16 protein-coding genes are annotated in these 18,298 nt (G+C 65.1%); 10 read left to right on the top strand and 6 right to left on the bottom strand.

Features of this window, described 5'->3' with window-relative positions:
• Positions 1 to 24: 24 nt before the first annotated feature.
• The 5 genes from GH266_RS21575 to ilvD all read left to right on the top strand — a co-directional run bounded on the left by GH266_RS21575 (position 25) and on the right by ilvD (position 5,423).
• Positions 25 to 948: a branched-chain amino acid ABC transporter permease gene (locus GH266_RS21575; protein WP_158195671.1), complete on the top strand. Its 924-nt coding sequence runs from the start codon at positions 25 to 27 to the stop codon at positions 946 to 948.
• A gap of 55 nt (positions 949 to 1,003) precedes the next feature.
• Positions 1,004 to 1,954, top strand: a complete 951-nt coding sequence (locus GH266_RS21570; RefSeq protein WP_199270401.1) for a branched-chain amino acid ABC transporter permease — start codon at positions 1,004 to 1,006, stop codon at positions 1,952 to 1,954.
• Positions 1,947 to 2,699, top strand: coding sequence for an ABC transporter ATP-binding protein (locus GH266_RS21565; protein WP_158195669.1), 753 nt, complete (start codon positions 1,947 to 1,949; stop codon positions 2,697 to 2,699). The genes GH266_RS21570 and GH266_RS21565 overlap by 8 nt, the downstream gene beginning before the upstream one ends.
• Positions 2,699 to 3,409 (top strand): ABC transporter ATP-binding protein, encoded by a 711-nt coding sequence (locus tag GH266_RS21560; RefSeq protein ID WP_158195668.1) that lies wholly within the window; start codon positions 2,699 to 2,701, stop codon positions 3,407 to 3,409. The genes GH266_RS21565 and GH266_RS21560 overlap by 1 nt, the downstream gene beginning before the upstream one ends.
• 169 nt (positions 3,410 to 3,578) lie before the next feature.
• Positions 3,579 to 5,423 (top strand): dihydroxy-acid dehydratase, encoded by a 1,845-nt coding sequence (gene ilvD / locus GH266_RS21555; RefSeq protein ID WP_158195667.1) that lies wholly within the window; start codon positions 3,579 to 3,581, stop codon positions 5,421 to 5,423.
• A 164-nt stretch (positions 5,424 to 5,587) separates the two neighbouring features.
• Here ilvD and GH266_RS21550 read toward each other — a convergent pair whose 3' ends face one another.
• The 5 genes from GH266_RS21550 to GH266_RS21530 form a co-directional block, all read right to left on the bottom strand.
• Positions 5,588 to 6,355, bottom strand: coding sequence for an SDR family NAD(P)-dependent oxidoreductase (locus tag GH266_RS21550; protein WP_158195666.1), 768 nt, complete (start codon positions 6,353 to 6,355; stop codon positions 5,588 to 5,590).
• A gap of 111 nt (positions 6,356 to 6,466) precedes the next feature.
• On the bottom strand, positions 6,467 to 7,798 hold the full coding sequence (locus tag GH266_RS21545) for an adenylate/guanylate cyclase domain-containing protein (RefSeq protein ID WP_158195665.1): 1,332 nt from the start codon (positions 7,796 to 7,798) through the stop codon (positions 6,467 to 6,469).
• Positions 7,799 to 7,917: 119 nt separating this feature from the next.
• Entirely contained in the window at positions 7,918 to 8,736 is an 819-nt protein-coding gene (locus tag GH266_RS21540; protein WP_158195664.1) for an MBL fold metallo-hydrolase, read from the bottom strand.
• 19 nt (positions 8,737 to 8,755) lie between these two features.
• Positions 8,756 to 9,214: a cyclic nucleotide-binding domain-containing protein gene (locus GH266_RS21535; protein WP_158195663.1), complete on the bottom strand. Its 459-nt coding sequence runs from the start codon at positions 9,212 to 9,214 to the stop codon at positions 8,756 to 8,758.
• Positions 9,215 to 9,299: 85 nt separating this feature from the next.
• Positions 9,300 to 11,894 (bottom strand): ABC transporter ATP-binding protein, encoded by a 2,595-nt coding sequence (locus GH266_RS21530; protein ID WP_158195662.1) that lies wholly within the window; start codon positions 11,892 to 11,894, stop codon positions 9,300 to 9,302.
• A gap of 198 nt (positions 11,895 to 12,092) precedes the next feature.
• On the opposite strand from GH266_RS21530, the gene GH266_RS21525 reads away from it, so the two are divergent.
• From GH266_RS21525 to GH266_RS21505, 5 genes are all read left to right on the top strand, one after another.
• Positions 12,093 to 13,313: a glycosyltransferase family protein gene (locus GH266_RS21525; protein ID WP_158195661.1), complete on the top strand. Its 1,221-nt coding sequence runs from the start codon at positions 12,093 to 12,095 to the stop codon at positions 13,311 to 13,313.
• Positions 13,314 to 13,376: 63 nt separating this feature from the next.
• On the top strand, positions 13,377 to 14,618 hold the full coding sequence (locus tag GH266_RS21520) for a glycosyltransferase family 4 protein (protein ID WP_158195660.1): 1,242 nt from the start codon (positions 13,377 to 13,379) through the stop codon (positions 14,616 to 14,618).
• A gap of 20 nt (positions 14,619 to 14,638) precedes the next feature.
• Positions 14,639 to 15,766, top strand: coding sequence for a glycosyltransferase family 4 protein (locus tag GH266_RS21515; RefSeq protein ID WP_158195659.1), 1,128 nt, complete (start codon positions 14,639 to 14,641; stop codon positions 15,764 to 15,766).
• The gene (locus GH266_RS21510) at positions 15,763 to 16,917 is read left to right on the top strand and encodes a glycosyltransferase family protein (RefSeq protein WP_158195658.1); all 1,155 of its coding nucleotides are present in this window, start codon (positions 15,763 to 15,765) and stop codon (positions 16,915 to 16,917) included. The genes GH266_RS21515 and GH266_RS21510 overlap by 4 nt, the downstream gene beginning before the upstream one ends.
• Positions 16,914 to 17,723: a polysaccharide deacetylase family protein gene (locus tag GH266_RS21505; RefSeq protein WP_158195657.1), complete on the top strand. Its 810-nt coding sequence runs from the start codon at positions 16,914 to 16,916 to the stop codon at positions 17,721 to 17,723. Before GH266_RS21510 ends, GH266_RS21505 begins: the two co-directional genes overlap by 4 nt.
• On the opposite strand, the gene GH266_RS21500 is transcribed toward GH266_RS21505, so the two are convergent.
• Complete coding sequence (locus GH266_RS21500) at positions 17,704 to 18,297, bottom strand: class I SAM-dependent methyltransferase (protein ID WP_158195656.1); 594 nt, start codon at positions 18,295 to 18,297, stop codon at positions 17,704 to 17,706. The genes GH266_RS21505 and GH266_RS21500 overlap by 20 nt on opposite strands.
• Between the last annotated feature and the right edge of the window lies 1 nt (position 18,298).

Genomic DNA, 18,298 nt, shown 5'->3' with positions numbered 1-18,298 from the left:
TGCGCAACCGACGAGGCCGGTCCGTTGAGCGCCACCCTTCTTGCCGTCCAGACCCTGAACGGCCTGCAACTCGGCATCCTGCTGTTCCTGATCGCTGCGGGCCTGACGCTGGTCTTCGGCGTCATGGATTTCATCAACCTGGCGCACGGCGTGCAGTACATGCTCGGGGCCTATCTCGCGGTCACCGGATACAGCCTAACCGGCACCTTCTGGGGTGCCCTGCTGTTCGGCGTGCTGGGCGCTCTCGTCGTCGGGCTGGTTCTCGAGCTGCTGGTGTTCCGGCATCTTTACGACCGGGACCACCTTGACCAGGTGCTCGCGACCTTCGGCATCATCCTTTTCCTCAATGAGGCTGTCCGCACCATCTGGGGATCTACTCCGCTGACCCTGCCGATGCCCGACTTGCTGAGCGGCTCCTTCGAGCTGATGGATGGCCTGCTCTATCCAGTCTACCGCATCGCCCTGATCGTTGCCGGCCTGGTCGTCGCTGCCGTGCTTTACGTCCTCGTCACCCACACCCGTGCCGGCATGCTGGTGCGCGCCGGCGCCACCAATGCGCCGATGGTGGCCGCGCTCGGCGTCGATATCCGCCGCCTGTTCATGCTGGTCTTCGGTTTCGGCACGATGCTCGCAGGCTTTGCCGGCATCCTCGCCGCGCCGATCCTGGTGGTCGAGCCGGGCATGGGCGACAATCTTTTGATCCTGGCCTTCGTGGTCATCGTGATCGGCGGCATCGGCTCGATCCGCGGCGCCTTCATCGCCGCGCTGATCGTCGGGCTCGTCGACACGCTTGGCCGGGGCTTTGCCACCGATATCGCCAAGCTGGTGATGTCGCCGTCCGCCGCCAACAGCGTCGGCCCGGCCATCGCCTCGATGCTGATCTATCTCCTGATGGCTGCGGTCCTGTTCTTCCGGCCGACCGGCCTGTTCCCGGCGCGTGGAGGCTGAGCCGATGACCGCAAGTCCCGCCTCCACGAGCGAGCCCGCAACGAGTGCAGCACCTATGGCTCCGCGACGTTCCCGCGAAACGCTGATTGCCGCCGTCGCGTTCATCCTGTTCGCGCTGCTGCCGCCGGTGGCCAGCGCAATGAACGACACGTTCTTCGTCTTCTTCGCAATCCGCGTAATGGTGTTCGCCATCGCCGCCGTCAGCCTGTCGCTGATCCTCGGCTTCGGCGCGCTCGTCAGCTTCGGCCATGCCGCCTATCTCGGCCTCGGCGCCTACAGCGTCGGCATTCTCGCCGAGCACGGCTACTGGGACGTGACCATCTCGCTACCCGTCACGTTGCTCGTCTGCGGGCTGTTCGCCGCGGTTACGGGCGCCATCAGCCTGAAGACGCGCGGCGTCTACTTCATCATGATCACCCTCGCCTTCGGACAGATGGCCTATTACACGGCGACCTCGCTGTCGGCCTATGGCGGTGACGACGGGCTGACCATCTGGGGCCGCACCGAGATCTTCGGCGCGTCCGTCCTCGGCGACCGGACGACGTTCTACTATGTCGTCCTCGGCATGCTGCTGCTGAGCTATGTCATCGCACGGGTCATCGTCGCCTCCCGCTTCGGCCGGGTGCTGCAGGGCGCCAAGCAGAGCGAGATGCGGCTGCGGGCCGTCGGCATCGACCCCTACTGGTACCGGCTGGTCGCCTATGTGATTGCCGGCATGATGGCCGGTGTTGCCGGTGCGCTGCTTGCCAATGCGGCCGAGTTCGTGTCGCCGGCCTACATGTCCTGGCATCGGTCGGGCGAGCTCATCGTCATGGTGGTCCTGGGCGGCCTCGGCTCGCTCGCGGGTTCCATCGTCGGAGCCGCAAGCTTCCTCATCCTGGAGGAGGTGCTTGCGCATTTCACCGAACACTGGCGGCTGATCTTCGGCCCGCTTCTCGTGCTGGTCGTGCTGTTCGGCAAGGGCGGCCTGACCGCAATGCTCGGCGGAGGACGCAAGAATGGCTGATCCGATCCTGCAGCTTCAGGACCTCACCAAGGCCTATGGCGCGCTCAAGGTCACCGACCACGTATCGCTCGACGTGCTGCCCGGCGAGATCCACGCGATCATCGGCCCGAATGGGGCCGGCAAGACCACGCTGATCGGCCAGATCTCCGGCTCATTGCGCCCGGATGGCGGCAGCATCCGCTTCGCCGGCGAGGACGTGACCCATCTCCCTATGCATGCAAGGGCGCGCGCTGGCCTGGCACGCTCCTTCCAGATCACCGAGATCCTGCCGACCTTCACGGCCCGCGAGAATGTTGCACTGGCACTGCAGGCGAAACAGGGCCACTCGTTCCGCTTTCTGCGCAACGTATCGCGCGACCGCGACCTCAACGAGCGCGCCCTCGCCTGCCTTGCCGAACTGGGGCTCGACCATCGCGCGGACCTGCCGGCCGGCATCCTGTCGCATGGCGAAAAGCGCGCGCTGGAGCTCGCCATCGCCATGGCCTGCGAGCCCAAGCTGCTGCTGCTCGACGAGCCGATGGCCGGCACGGGGCGTGAGGAGACCGACCGCCTGGTCGAGGTCCTCGGCCAGTTGAAAGGCCGTTATGCGATGCTCCTTGTCGAGCACGACATGAGCGCGGTTTTCGCGCTTGCCGACCGCATCTCGGTCCTCGTTTACGGACAGATCATCGAGACCGGCACGCCGGACCAGATCCGCGCCAGCACCAAGGTGCGGGAAGCCTATCTCGGCGAGGAGGCCGCCTGATGAGCCATCTTCTGGAACTGGAGGGCATCGAGGCCTCCTATGGCGCAGCGCAGGTTCTGTTCGGCATGAGCTTTGCCGTCGGCACTGGCGAGGTCGTCACGCTGATGGGCCGCAACGGCATGGGCAAGACGACGACCATCCGCACGCTCATGGGAATGATGCCCGCCAATAGCGGCCGGATCCGCTTCGAGGGCAACGACCTCACTGGCGCTCCCTCTTACCGTATCGCGCAGTGCGGGCTTGGTCTGGTGCCGGAGGGCCGCCAGGTGTTTCCGACCCTGTCGGTGGAGGAAAACCTCGTCGCCACCTCCGCAAACCGCTTCGGCGCGACGCCCGGCTGGTCCCTGTCGCGGGTCTACGAGTTCTTTCCGCGGCTCAAGGAGCGACGCTCCAACATGGGCAACCAGCTCTCCGGCGGCGAGCAGCAGATGCTGGCCATCGGCCGGGCGCTGATGACCAATCCGAAACTCCTGATCCTCGACGAGGCGACGGAGGGACTGGCCCCGCTGATCCGCGCCGAGATCTGGGCCTGCCTCGAGCGGCTAAAAGGCGACGGCCAGTCGATCCTCGTGGTCGACAAGAATGTCGAGGCTCTGGAAGTCCTGGCCGACAGGCATGTGGTAGTGGAAAAGGGCCAGGTCGCCTGGAGCGGCACGAGCGCCGAACTGAAGGCGGACCCAACCATCCGCGAACGCTATCTCAGCGTGTAAAAACCACGATTTTCAGCCAATACGGGCGCGCAAAGCGCCCGATCCGGCACCCTTGCGCGCAACGCATGGCCGGATTGCCGGCCCGTCCAGCAATTTCCTTGCGTCGACGGTCCCGATCCCGTACCCCATCCTTCCGAACTAATAGTCATACGAACTGATCGAGGCGAGCATGCCGACTTACCGGTCCAGAACCACCACCCACGGACGCAACATGGCGGGCGCACGCGGCCTGTGGCGCGCCACAGGCATGAAGGACGGAGATTTCGGCAAGCCGATCATTGCCGTGGTCAACTCCTTCACCCAGTTCGTGCCGGGCCATGTGCATCTGAAGGATCTCGGTCAGTTGGTTGCCCGAGAGATCGAGGCTGCCGGCGGCGTTGCCAAGGAGTTCAACACGATCGCCGTCGACGACGGCATCGCGATGGGCCATGACGGCATGCTCTACTCGCTGCCCTCGCGCGAGATCATCGCCGACAGCGTCGAATACATGGTCAACGCCCATTGCGCCGACGCCATGGTCTGCATCTCCAACTGCGACAAGATCACTCCCGGCATGCTGATGGCCGCAATGCGCCTCAACATCCCGGCCGTGTTCGTCTCGGGCGGCCCGATGGAGGCCGGCAAGGTCAAGCTGGCCGACGGCAAGGAGCGCCACCTCGACCTGGTCGATGCGATGGTCGCGGCAGCCGACGACAGCATGTCCGACGAGGACGTTCAGGCCATCGAGCGGTCCGCCTGCCCGACTTGTGGCTCCTGCTCCGGCATGTTCACCGCCAACTCGATGAACTGCCTCACCGAGGCTCTCGGCTTGTCGCTCCCCGGCAACGGCTCGACGCTCGCCACCCATGCGGACCGCAAGCGGCTGTTCGTCGAGGCCGGCCACCTGATCGTCGATGTCACCCGCAGGCACTACGAGCAGGACGACGACAGCGTGCTGCCGCGCTCGATCGCCAATCGTCAGGCGTTCCACAACGCCATGTCGCTGGACATCGCCATGGGCGGCTCGACCAACACCGTGCTGCACCTGCTGGCCGCGGCCCGCGAGGGCGAGATCGACTTCACGATGGCCGACATCGACAAGCTGTCGCGCAAGGTGCCGGTGCTGTGCAAGGTCGCCCCGTCGGTCTCGCATGTTCACATGGAAGACGTGCACCGGGCCGGTGGCATCATGGGCATTCTCGGCGAGCTCGACCGTGCCGGCCTGCTCGACACGTCCCTGCCCATGGTCCATTCGCCGAGCCTCGCCGACGCGCTGGACCGCTGGGACGTCAAGCGTACCACCAGCCAGAGCGTCCACGACTTCTTCCGCGCCGGCCCGGCGGGCATCCCCAGTCAGACCGCGTTCTCGCAGGATTGCCGCTATGACAGCGTCGACACCGACCGCGAGAAGGGCGTGATCCGCGCCAAGGAGCATGCCTATTCCCAGGACGGCGGCCTTGCCGTTCTCTACGGCAACATCGCTCGTGACGGCTGCATCGTGAAGACGGCCGGCGTCGATGAGTCCATTCTCAAGTTCACCGGCCGTGTCCGCATCTTCGAAAGCCAGGACAGCTCCGTCAGCGCCATCCTGACCGGCAAGATCGAAGCCGGCGACGTGGTGCTGATCCGCTATGAAGGCCCGCGCGGCGGCCCCGGCATGCAGGAAATGCTCTATCCGACGAGCTATCTGAAGTCGAAAGGCCTCGGCAAGAAGTGCGCCCTCGTCACCGACGGGCGCTTCTCCGGCGGCACCTCCGGCCTGTCCATCGGCCACGTTTCGCCCGAGGCGGCGGAAGGCGGAGAGATCGGCCTTGCGCAGGAAGGCGACACGCTCGAGATCGACATCCCGAACCGGACGATCCACCTTGCCGTCTCGGACGAGGAGATGGCGCGCCGGCGTGCGGAGATGGAAGCCAGGGGCGCGGCCGCCTGGAAGCCGGGCGAGAAGCGCACGCGCAAGATCTCCACGGCCCTGAAGGCCTATGCGCTGCTCGCGACCTCGGCCGCAGAAGGCGCCGTGCGCCGCGTCGACTGAGCCAACAGCCGCTGAACACGAAAAAACCGGCTGCCCATCGGGCGGCCGGTTTCATTTTGTGCTCATGAATACGATGCCAACCATCTGAGGCACCTGCGCATCAGCGCGGTGCACCTTGCCGGCACCTGCGCATCAGCGCGGTGCACCTTGCCGGCACCTGCGCATCAGCGCGGTGCCATGCGGATCGCGCCATCGAGACGGATGGTCTCGCCGTTGAGCATCGGATTTTCGCAGATCGCCGCGACGAGGTCCGCATATTCCGACGGACGACCGAGGCGCGAGGGAAACGGCACCTGCTGGCCGAGCGAATCCTGCACTTCCTGAGAAAGTCCCAGCAGCATCGGCGTCTCGAAGATGCCCGGTGCGATGGTCATGACGCGAATGCCGGACTTCGACAGATCGCGGGCGATCGGAAGCGTCGATGCGGCAATGCCGCCCTTGGACGCGGCATAAGCGACCTGTCCGATCTGGCCGTCGAAGGCTGCCACGGAGGCCGTGGAGACGATCACGCCGCGCTCCCCATCGGCCGTGATCGGATCGAGCTCCACCATCGCCGTGGATGAGTGCGCGATGCAGCGAAAGGTGCCGACCAGATTGACCGCAATCACCTTTTCGAACATGTCCAGCGGGTGCGGTTCGCCGCGCGACGTGGTCTTGGCGACCGGTGCGATGCCCGCGCAGTTGACGAGAATACGCTCGACACCGAAATGCTCGCGAGCGGCCACAAAGCCGGCCTTGACGCTGTCATTGCTGGTCACGTCGACCGCGACGAACGCGCCGCCGATCTCCTTGGCGATCGCCTCGCCCTGCTCCACATTCATGTCGAACAGCGTGACCTTCACGCCAGCGGCGGCAAGACGGCGAGCCGTCGCAGCGCCAAGACCCGACGCACCGCCCGTTACGACGGCGGCAATTCCTTCCCCAAGCTTCATGTTCACTCCCTGATTTTATCGAGGTGCAACGCACCTTCTGGACCGGATGGGTGAGCAACAGGTGGCAGGAAGCGGACGAGCGGTCAAGCATCTGCCGCCTATGACCTAACGTCATGCGAGAACGACGAGATCGGCTCTTTCGGACAGTCCGGACACGACCTGGCAAGGGCGCAGTTCCGGCCCGAAATCCGCCAACCCCCGAGCCACCGCAGCCGCATAGGTGGCGGCATCCGTCAGCACGGTGGTGCCCTGTTGCTTGTTGGCGTCCTCCAGTTTTGCCGCTCGGTTGACTGCATCTCCAATGACGGTGAACTCGAGCCTGCCGGCGGCGCCCACCACGCCGACCGTGACCGGGCCGGACGCAATGGCCGCCCCCGCCCGCAAGGCTTCAGGCCATCCCTCAAGCGTCAGATCCGGTGCCAGATCGGCGAAAACCTGCGGAAGTTCCAGGCCCGCCCGCACCGCATCCGCCGCGGCTGTCGGACTGGGCGCCACCGCACCAAACGTCGCCAAGACCCCGTCGCCCAGAAACTTGTCGACCTCGCCGCCATGGCGGGCGATGACGCGAAGCACCGCTTCCTGGTATCGAGACAGGACCATCATCACCGTCTCAGGCGGCAAGGTGGCAGCGATACGCGTGAAGCCGCGGATATCGACCATCATCACGGCGGCGTCCCGTAGGCTTCCCTGTCCCGCGGTCAACGCTTCCTCGGCGCCGGTGATCGAACGGGCCACCTCAGTCGCAAAGAACCGACTCAGGTCCTGAGCGGCCGCGTGGTCGCGCACAGCCTCGAAGAACATCTTGCGCCCGCGGTAGAGCGCGACGGAGAGACACAGGGTAACCCCGAGAATGACGATGACCTTGTCGAGCTCTGCGCCGATCAGGATCGCGTTCGACGTCAGATACTCGACGTAGTTGCGGGTGATGGACATGGAGCCCATGCCCTGGAGGACGGCATAGAGGACGAGCGCACCCCAGCCGAGCGCCCCGACGAGACCTGTGATCAACACGAAACGCGGTTCGAAGCGCAGCGCCCGCAGCGCGATGAACAGGAACAGATACATCAGCGTCGGCGCCTTCAGATAGAAGGTCGCCGGTTGCGCGTACTGGATGTGGAACGAGAAGATCAGCCCGCACAAAAGGGCAACGTCAACGATGACCGAAATCACCAGATACCAGAACGGCAGGACTATCCGGTAGGACAGCGCCACACGCAGGATCGTGAACAGGAAATAGGCGCCAAGGGCCAGCGGCACGAAATTGAAGCCACCGCCCCCTTCCGCACGAGGCGCGAGCGAGTAAAGCGCCGCGAAGAACAGCACCATGGCCAGCTGGATCCAGCCGATCAGGCGCTCCGCCTCTGTTTCGCGCAGAGCGATTTCCGAGCGTACACGCGCGGGAGCGCCGCTCGTTTGGTCACCTCTGTTGCCGCCTCGTGCCATCGCCCCTCCCCTCGCCAGGACGATCCTAACGCACAGGTGTTGTCGCGGCCTCGTCACGTTCCCTCGACGGGCCCGATCGCCTTGCGGTCGTCACCCGCGCAAGGGCGTCGCGTTCGGCCTCACGGAACGACAACCATCCCCTCACGCCCGACAACGGCACCGGGATGCCGGCGGGAGGCTTCCTCGCCGATAGCGTCGAGCGCGTCGTCGGACCGCCTCGGATCATGGTGATGCAGAACCACCTGCGAGATCCCGGCCTCCAACCCCAGCTCGACACCCTTCTGCCAGGTGGAATGTCCCCAACCGGCATAACGGGCATATTCCTCGTCCGTGTACATGGCGTCGTAGATCATCACGTCGGCGCCTTCCACGAAGCGCCGGACGGCCCGATCCACCTCGGCGTCGCCATGCTCGTGATCGGTGATCACGCAGATCGATTTTCCCTCATGCGCGATCCGATAGCCCGTCGCGCCGCCCGGATGGTTGAGGGCAACCGTGGTCAGGCGTGCCGCCCCCTTGCGCTCGATCTCTCCACCGGCGCGGAAATTGCGGAACGTCACCGCCCGCAGCGTGTTGGCTGCCACGGGAAAGATCGGCGGCGACATGATGCGGCAGATGATGTCCATCAACCCCGAACTGTCGGCGAAATGCCCGGCCCAGGCGTTGATGGAAAACCGGTCGTCATAGGCCGGCGTGAAGAACGGCAGCCCGCAAATATGGTCGAGATGGGTATGGGTGAAGAAGAGGTCGTATTCCGCCGGCGGACGGGCGTGCAATTCCATTCCTAGATTGCGTGCGCCTGATCCGCAGTCGATCATAAAGATATCGCCACCGGCATGAATCTCGAAACACGTGGTCTCTCCGCCGTAGCGCAGTGTCGAGGGACCGGGCGTCGGCGTCGATCCACGCACGCCCCACAGCTTCAGCGAAAGGGTCACAGAAAGGCCATCCCCGTCTTCACGCCCTGCCGCCCGAGGACTGGAGTGCAACGAGATCCTGCGTGGTACGATCCAGGCGTTTGGCGAGCGTGCGCATCACCTCTAGCGACATATCCGGGAACTCCTTGAGGAGACGGAGGAAATCATCCTTCGAGACAGTCAGGACGTCCATCTCCTTGGTAGCTACGACAGTGGCCGTCCGGGGAACGTCGCACAGGATCGCGATCTCGCCAACTATCGAATTCTCGCCCAGTCGCGCCACCGCACGCTCGCCGTCCGGGGTGCTCACACGCACCTCGGCCTCACCGGCAAGGATGATGAAAGCGGAATCGCCCTCGTCCCCCTGATCGCAAAGATGCTCGCCCGGCGTGAAGCGCGTCCGGTCGGAGATGAAGGCCAGGAGCCTCAGCTTGGTGGCGTCGATGCCCCGGAAAAGCGGCACGCGCCGCAATGCATCGACTTCCGCATCAAGGGTCACATGTCCTCCTTCGGGAGCGCGGCCGGAACGGTACCGTACGCCTCCGCAGTCAGGTTGGGGACGGCCGTTATGGCGGGCAGTTGCGTCATGAGGCAGCTTCCTCATCCACGACGCGTCCCTGGTTCATCACGATACTATGGTCGAACTCGCCCGCCACGATCAAATTGGGCGCGCCGAACAGCAGCATCCGCCCCTTGAGCGCCCGGCGGATGGAGGAGCGAAGCGCCTTGTCATCGTCGCTGCCGCTGCTTGCCGTGTCGTCGAGAATGGTGATCGGGGCGTTCTTCATCAACGCCCGCACCAGCGCGACGCGCCGGCGCTGACCGGTGGAAAGGCGCGACCCCGCGACACCGACATGGAAATCGAGGCCGGCGCGCACGATCGGGCGGCGCAGTTCCATCTCGTCGACGATCGAGCGGATCAGCCCGTCGATCTTCTCGCGCGCATCGCGCCGGTCGACGCGCGGACGGCCGAACAGAAGATTGTCCTCGATCGACATCGGCGCGATGAAGCTGTCGCGGTCGAACACGACAAAGCGGCTCTGGTCGCCATTGAGGCGCTTATGGAAGGCCGCACGTGCCGCGACGATCTCATCTCGCATGGCATCGTCGAGGACACCGAGGCGGTGACGGGCGGGAATCAGCTTGAAGGCCAGACCGATCAGCCGCTCCTTGTCGGGGCCGCGCAGTTGCCCCTTCGAGGATTCGAGGCGAGAGATGCGCACAATCCTGTCGAATTCCGGCAACTCGTCGAGCGTGATGAAGGAGTAGTCGCCGAGCAAGCCGGAATCGTCGCTGACATTTGCGAACAGCTCGACCATCGTGCCGGCGATCTTCAGGCCGATCTCGACAAGCCGATCCCGCAACCCCGTCTCTTCAAGCGCCGCGGCGACATCCGGATCCGACGCCAGGGTATCGACGCCGAGGGTCGGTTCCACGGGCATCGCGAACAACAGGTTTTCGGCAAGACTGGCGGAATTGTTGAAGCGCTCGACATCCCAGAGTTCGACCATCGCCGCGAGGCGGCCGTCGCCGGCAACCCTGTCGGCAAGCGCCCTGCGCACGGCAAGCACGCGGTCGGCGAACTCCGGGTAGCGCGCCGGATCGATGGGCGACTGCAAGCCCATCCGGAACACGTCGGCGGCAAGGCCGGTCATCTCGATCAGTTCGAGCGCACGGGCATCCAGAGCGTCGACCGTATCGACACCGGCAGCCTCGAAGTCTTCCCATTCCGCCTGGATGTCGTATTCCGGGTTCTGCGTTGCTCGCGCCTCGGCCAGCCGGCGGGCGTGCCTTGCCTTGTCATCCCCTTCCCGTTCGGGCGGGCGCAATGGCCGGTGGCGGAGGCCATAGAGAATGTTGTCGCGTACGGTGCCGGTCCACACATGTACCGAAGGGCCGACATAGGCGATCTGACGGCCAAGCACCGCCTCGCTCAGATTGTCGAGATTGTGCCCGCCTATCTCCACCCGTCCGCTTGTCGCACCCAGCAAACCAGCCGCGAGCTGGAGCACTTCAGTGCGGCCGGACCCATCCGGCCCAGCGACAGCCGCATGCACACCGGCCTTCACGGTCAACGAGACATCGAACACTTCCTGCCCCGCGGCTCCACCGGAGAAGCTGACGCTGCGCATCACCAGATCGCCGGCCAGCTGCGTATCCGCGCTCTCGTCTGTCAGGCGCGTAACCGGATAGATGTCGGCGGGATCGAAATTCTCGACCACCGTCTGGTACTTCACCTCGACATCCGCCACCATCTGGTAATAGGCGAGCAGCTCCTTCCAGGGACCTGCGAGATCCTTGTACGCAGCGATGACGGCCAGCAGCGCGCCGATCGACAGCTCACCTTCGATCACCAGCCAGCCACCGATCAGATAGAAAAGGAACGGCGTCAACTGGTTCATGAAGTTGTTCAGAAACTTGATGAAATACTTCCAATTGAAGATCTTGAAGCGGATCTGGTAGTTGGTGTAGAGACGCTCGGAAATATCCGCAGAATGCCAAGCAGATGAGTCGTTGGCATGAATTTCCGACACACCGCCGATGCTCTCACCAATCTTGTCGGCGATCACCCGTACATTGCGTACGCGTTGGCGCGACAGCAGGACGACCCGCCTCTGCAGCTTCGGGATGACATAGGCCTGCATCGGATAGGAGGAGATCGCTGCCAGTCCGAGCAGCGGATCCTGCATGAAGATGAAGCCGATCTGCACGGCCAGCATGCCGCCCTGATAGGCGGGAAGTGCCACCGCCTCGCCGATGAAGCCGCCGACATCCTCGACCTCCGAGGTGATCATAGGGATGATCTCGCCGGAGCTGACCTTCTTGAAGTGCGGCAGGCGGAAGCGCAGGACGCGCTGGAACAGCTCGAATCGCAGACGGCGCAACATGCGCTCGCCGAGCCGGCCCTTGTAGACGTTCAAGGCAAGCTTGATGCCGTTGGATAGAATCACCAGACCGAGAAAGGCCAGGCACAACACGACCAGGTAAGACACCTGATCGAACTCGAGCCCATAGACCTCACGCGGGAAGTTTTCGCCCTGAATCGCATCGTTGACGATGAGCTTCGGAAGCTCCAGCAGCACATAGGTGACCGGATAGGCGATCACCGTAATGAGCAGGATCGTCAGTTGCTGACGGGCGCTGTATCGCCAGATGAACTTGAAGAGGCTTTTTTCCATCGTCGGTCGCGTTATCGGGTCGCGGGCCTGTTCACCATCCGGCAGGTCTCGCGCGTATCATAACGCAGCCCGCCAAAACCGCTACAAGTAACAATAGCGCTCACCCTTGCATCAACCGCAATCGGAAGATAGAGAAAGACTGACAATGGGGACGCGCGGCCGTGCGCCAGTACCGACGCGCTGACCGAATGGGTAGGCATGACCAATAGCGCCCCGAAAGTGCTGATCTACAGCCATGATTCCTTCGGGCTCGGTCATCTGCGACGGTGCCGCACCATCGCACATGCGCTGACCCGCCGCTTTTCCGACATGTCCGTGCTGATCCTGTCGGGCTCTCCGATCATCGGCAGCTTCGAGTTCCGCTCGCGCGTCGACTTCGTGCGCATCCCCGGTGTAATCAAGCTGCGCAACGGCGAATACACGCCGTTGTCGCTCTCGCTCAACATCGAGCACATTCTCGCGATCCGGACCTCGATCATCGAGCATACGGCCAAGGTGTTCGACCCTGACATCCTGATCGTCGACAAGGAGCCGCTCGGTCTGCGCGGCGAGATCCTCGGCACGCTGGAGATGCTCAAGGAGCGCGGCAACACACGCCTGATCCTGGGTCTGCGCGACGTGATGGACGATCCGACCGTGCTGCGCGAGGAATGGACGCGCAAGAACGTCGATCCGGCACTGGAGAGCCTCTACGACGAAATCTGGATCTACGGCCCACCCGACCTGCATGACCCGCTGGCGGGAATGGGCCTTTCGGCCAATGTCCACGCGAAGGCGGTGAACACCGGCTATCTGCGCCGCGACGTGCCGGCCGACGCACGAATCACCGAGCCCCTGCCCTTCGACGACGAGCCCTACATCCTTGTCACGCCGGGCGGCGGCGGCGACGGCGTCGAAATGGTCGACTGGGTAATGCGCGCCTACGAATCCCGCGCGCAACCGCTCTTCCCCGCCCTGATCGTCCTCGGCCCGTTCATGCCGGCACAGGCCGCAGCGGAGTTCCTGGCGCGGGCAGAATCGCTGCGCGACGTGCATATCCTGCGCTTCCTGCCGACCATCGAGCCCTACATGGCCGGTGCCAAGGCCATCGTCGGCATGGGCGGCTACAACACGTTCTGCGAGATCCTGTCCTTCGACAAGCCGACGCTCCTGGTGCCGCGCGTCGTTCCGCGCCGCGAGCAGTCGATCCGGGCCACAAGAGCCGAGACCATCGGTCTTTTGAAGGTGCTGCCGATCGACGCCTACCCGGACGTCGACAAGATGATCGACGCATTGGCGGAACTGCCTTGGCTCGCTCCCCCCTCCGCCGCCGGCATCGACAACCTGCTCGGCGGTCTCGACGTGATCGGCGACCGGGTGGAGCGCATCCTCGCGCAGCGTAGCGCCGCCGTCCGGGAACTCGCTTCCGCGCGCGCCTGACCGTCCCGCGTTCATCCGCGTCGTTTAGGGCAGACCTTCACGCTTTCAGGACCTTCGCATCGCATGTCCCGTATCGCCGTTGTCGTAAAAGGGTATCCACGTCTTTCGGAGACTTTCATCGCGCAGGAGACCCTCGGCCTGGAGCGCCGCGGGATCGGCCAGTTGATCGTCGCCCTGCGCCAGCCCTACGACCCTTTCATCCACGAAGTGCACCGGCAGATCTCGGCCGAAGTGCTCTATCTGCCGGAATATGTGAAGGATGATCCCGCGCGCGTCGCCCGGGCAAAACGCTGGGCCGAACGGCAGCCGACCTACCGCGATGCCCACGCCCTGTTCATGGCCGACTTCGCCAAGGAACCGAATGCCAACCGCCAGCGTCGCTGGGCTCAGGCCTGCGTCTTCGCACATGAACTCCCCGGCGACATCGCCTGGATCCACACCCACTACCTACACACGCCCTGTTCGGTAGCGCGATATGCGGCTCACCTTTCGGGCCGCGGCTGGTCGTTTTCCGCCCATGCCAAGGACATCTGGACCAGCGAGGAATGGGACCTGCGGGTGAAGCTCGACGACGCCGCATGGGGCGTCACCTGCACCCGTGTCAACCTCGACCATCTTCGCTCGCTCTGCGCGCAGCCGGGCAAGCTGGAGCTGGTTTATCACGGGCTGGACTTTACCCCGTTCCCCGGCCGCGATGACTACGGCAAGGGCGATGGCGGGCAAGCCGGGCCGGTCCGCATTCTCTCCGTGGGCAGAGCCGTGGAGAAGAAGGGCTACGACGATCTTCTGGCGGCGCTGGCAGCCCTGCCGGAGGGACTTGACTGGCATTTCGAGCATATCGGCGGCGGCGAGCAGGCGACCCGGCTGGCCGATCTCGCCGGCTCCCTCGGTATCTCCGACCGCGTCACCTGGCGCGGGGCGCGACCGCGCGAAGACGTGATCGAGGCCACTGCGCGTGCGGACCTCTTCGTCCTCGCCTCGAAGGTGGCGAAGTCGGGCGACCGCGACGGCCTGCCCAACGTGCTGATGGAGGCCCAGGCGATGGGCCTGTGCTGCCTCGCCACCGATGTCTCGGCAATCCCCGAGCTCATTCGCGATGGAAAGACCGGTCTCCTGGTGCCGCCGGGGGATCGCGAGCGCTTGCGCGCTGCGCTGGCCTCGCTCATAGCCGACCCGGCTCTGCGCGAGCGGCTTGGCCGTGCCGCCTCCGACGACGTCCGTCGACGCTTTTCGACGGACCCGGGCCTCGACCGGCTGGCGGCGCGATTTGCCCCCCTTCTGAAGGAGCGGGTGCGAGCCTCTTAAGGGTTCCCCAGGAGACCGGCATGCGCGTCGCCTTCACAGCTCCGATGAAACCGCTCGACGATCCGGTGCCGTCCGGCGACCGGACCATGGGCAGGCTGATCGTCCAGGCGCTGGAAGCAGCGGGCCACGAGGTGACGGTCGCAACACGGTTTCGGTCATGGAGGGCAACCGGCGGCGCCGAGGTACAGCAGGAGGTGGAGCAGGCCGCACACGTAGAGGCGGAACGTGTTCTCTCCTCGTGGGAGGTGTCAGGTTACCGCCCCGACCTCTTCCTGACCTATCATCTCTACCACAAGGCCCCGGACTGGATCGGCCCGGCGATAGCTTCGCGGCTGGGCATCCCTTATGTCGTCGTCGAGGCCAGCCGCGCCCCGAAGCGCAAGACGGGCGAATGGGCCTATGGCTTTGCCGCGGCAGATGCGGCACTCGCCCGCGCCGATCTGGTTGCGGCCATGCACAGGGCCGACAGGGAATGCCTTGCCGCGGTCGTTCCCGCGGAACGCCTCGCGGTCCTTGCCCCGTTTCTCGATGCAAGCCGGTTCCTGCAGGCCTCCCGTATCCCGCGCCGTGAGGGTGAGCCCATCCGGCTGCTTGCCATCGGCATGATGCGCGAGGGAGCGAAGCTCGCCTCCTATCGCCTGCTCGCCGATGCGCTGGACCGACTGCCTGACTCATCCCGTTTCGCCCTCACCGTTGCCGGTGACGGGCCTTGCAGGGCGGAGGTCGAGGCGCTGTTCGCCCGCCATCCGGTCACCTTCACGGGCGCAGTTACGGGAGAAGACATCCCGGGCCTTTGCGCGTCCCACGACATCTTCGTCTGGCCGGCGATCCGCGAGGCATTCGGCCTCGTCTTCCTCGAGGCCCAGGCGGCCGGCCTTGCCATTGTGGGAGGCGACACGTTCGGCGTGCCCGACATCGTCGCCCATGGAAGGACCGGACTTCTGTCGAGTGAGGGAAACGCCGCAGCTTTCGCGGAAAATCTCGCGACGCTTGTGTCGGATCCCGCTCGCGCGGCGGACATGGGGCTTGCTGCCCGCGACCACATCCGCGAACGGCACACGCTGGCCAGCGGTGCCTCCAGTCTCGATGCCCTTCTGGAGCAAGCCTTGCGCAACTTCGCCCTGCGCGCTACCGCTTCGCCGCAATGACACGATCCGCCTTCATCCATGTCCAGCACCTGCTCGGCACCGGCCACGCGCTGCGTGCTGCCGCCATCGGCCGCGCGCTCGCAGCGCGCGGTGTCTCGGTGACGCTGGCAACCGGGAACCGGCTTCCGCCGCTGCTCGACACGACGGGCATCGAGATCGTCGAACTGCCGCCGGTGAGGGCACAGGACGCGCGCTTCAAGACCTTCCTGACACCGGAGGGGCACGAGATCGACGAGGCGTGGAAGACGGCTCGCAGCCAAGCAACTCTGGACGCCTTTCAGGCTCGGCCGTTCGACCTTCTGCTCACTGAAACATGGCCGTTCGGGCGGCGCCCCTTCGCGTTCGAGATGCAAAGTCTGGTCGACACCGCGAGGGCGCAGTCCCGCCCGCCGCTCATCTCCTCCTCCATCCGCGACATTCTGGTGCGAAAGCAGGAGCTCTGGAAGGAAGAGGAAATGGCCGAGCGGGCGCTGGCCGCCTACGATCTTGTCCTCATCCACTCCGACCCGTCCTTCATCCGGCTGGAAGACAGCTTTCCCTTCGCCGACCGCGTGTCGCATCTGCTGCGCTATACGGGCTTTGCCGAGACCGGCACGGGCGGTAGAGACGCCCCCGGCGATGACGGCCGCGACGAGGTCATTGTCTCCTGCGGCGGCGGCGCCGTCGGCATCGGACTGCTCAGGGCTGCGCTGAACGCTCCTGCCCTTTCCCGCCTTGCCGGCGAGTGTCGCTGGCGGCTGCTCGCCGGCCATGACATCGACGGGGAGAGCTTTGTGGGGCTGTCCAGACAGGGCGGAGAGAACATCATTGTCGAGCGGGCTCGGCGAGACTTTCCATCGTTGCTCGAACGGGCCCGCCTTTCGATCAGCCAGGCGGGCTACAACACCGTTCTGGACATTCTACGGGCCGGCGTGCCCAGCGTGCTCGTGCCCTTCGCCCAGATCAAGGAAACGGAGCAGCAGCAGCGAGCGGATGCGCTGGTGCGCCATGGCCGTGCCGTCGCAGTGCCGGAAAAGACCTTGACCCCTGAGGCCCTTGCAAGGGCCGCCGACGACGCATTGAGCCTGCCGCAACGCGATATCCCGGTTCGGTTCGGCGGGGCGGAGACAGCTGCCGATATACTGGTGGATGCGCTGGAGGCCCACCGATGAGCGAGGCCGGTTTTCGCGACTTTCGGGACGGTCTCAACCGGCATCTCGACTGGTTCGCCGAACGCGGCCACGACGTGCCGGTCTGGTGGCGCGACGACGATGCAATCGAGCCCACCCCGGCGCTTGAGCGGCTGCTGCAGATCGCAAACACCCACGAGATCGAGGTCGCACTCGCAGTGATCCCCGCGAATGCGACAAAGGCTCTTGCAGATCGGCTTTCCGGCGAGCGCTTCGCCTCGGTCCTTCAGCACGGATACGAGCACCGCAACTTTCAGGACAAGTCGCGGGGAGAAAAGGCCGCGGAGTTCGGCCGTCGGCGCGATCCCGACGAGGCGCTTGCCCTTCTTGCCCGTGGCAACAGGCGCCTGGCGGGCCTGTTCGGCCCGCGCTTCGTGCCGGTCATGGTGCCGCCGTGGAACCGTATCGCACCACGCATCTCAGCGCGCCTTGCGGAAGCCGGACTTTCCGGCCTTTCGACCTTCACCCAGTTCCATCCGCGCGCACTTGTGCAGGTGCAGACGCATGTGGACATGATCAAGTGGAAGAAGGAGCGACGCTTCATCGGCTGGCAGTCGGCCGGCCTGCGCTTCGACTACCATCTGGCGCGAAGACGCACGAACCCGGCCGAGCCGCTGGGCGTCCTCTCCCATCACCTGGCGCAGAACGATGCCTGCTTCGAGTTCCTGGAGAGGACGTTCGCTATCCTGAGTGCGCATCCCGGCGCCCGCTTCACCCGCATATCCGAGCTGCTGGACGTGACGCGCATGGAGCGAGGCCTGCCGCCGGTCAGCCAGCCGCAGGCCTGAGCAGCCGCAGCCGCCAGGTGACGTTCTTCTTGTCGGAGGTCAGGCGGTAATCGTCGAGGACTTCCCAGTCCGGTCCGTCGGTTGCTTCCCACAGGCGGGCGATCAGGCGGTTGGCGCCCGACTCCAGCCGCTTCGGCGAGTACATCGAAATGGCGATCACGCCACCCGGCGCCAGGAACGGCACGTAGCGCGCCACCGCCGCTGCCGGATCGTCGGAAAAGTGCAGCACCTCGTTGAAGACGATGGCGGAGAAGGCCTCGCCCTGCTCCGGTGCGAACGTATGCAGGTCGCCGGCGCGCAGAGACGCGATCTCCGGGTCCACGTTGGCGATGCCGAGCGCGGCCGGCGCGAGATCGACGCCGACATAACGCTGGATGCCCATCGGCTGAAGGCGCTCATACAGCAAGCCTTCGCCGCACCCGATGTCCAGCACCCGGTCGAGCGAGCCGTTGAGGGCGAGCCACATACCGATGATGCCGTAACGACCGCTTTCGGGCAGATCGCGAAGGAACGCCCAGCGCCCGCGCCGATATTCCTCGTCCCAGCCGTCGGCGGTCGATGCGTTCTTGGACATG

The sequence above is a fragment of the Stappia indica genome, from assembly GCF_009789575.1.
Classification (GTDB): Bacteria; Pseudomonadota; Alphaproteobacteria; order Rhizobiales; family Stappiaceae; genus Stappia; species Stappia indica_A.
Note: the sequence above shows the minus strand (reverse complement) of the source record. Positions and strands in the feature narration are given on the sequence as shown.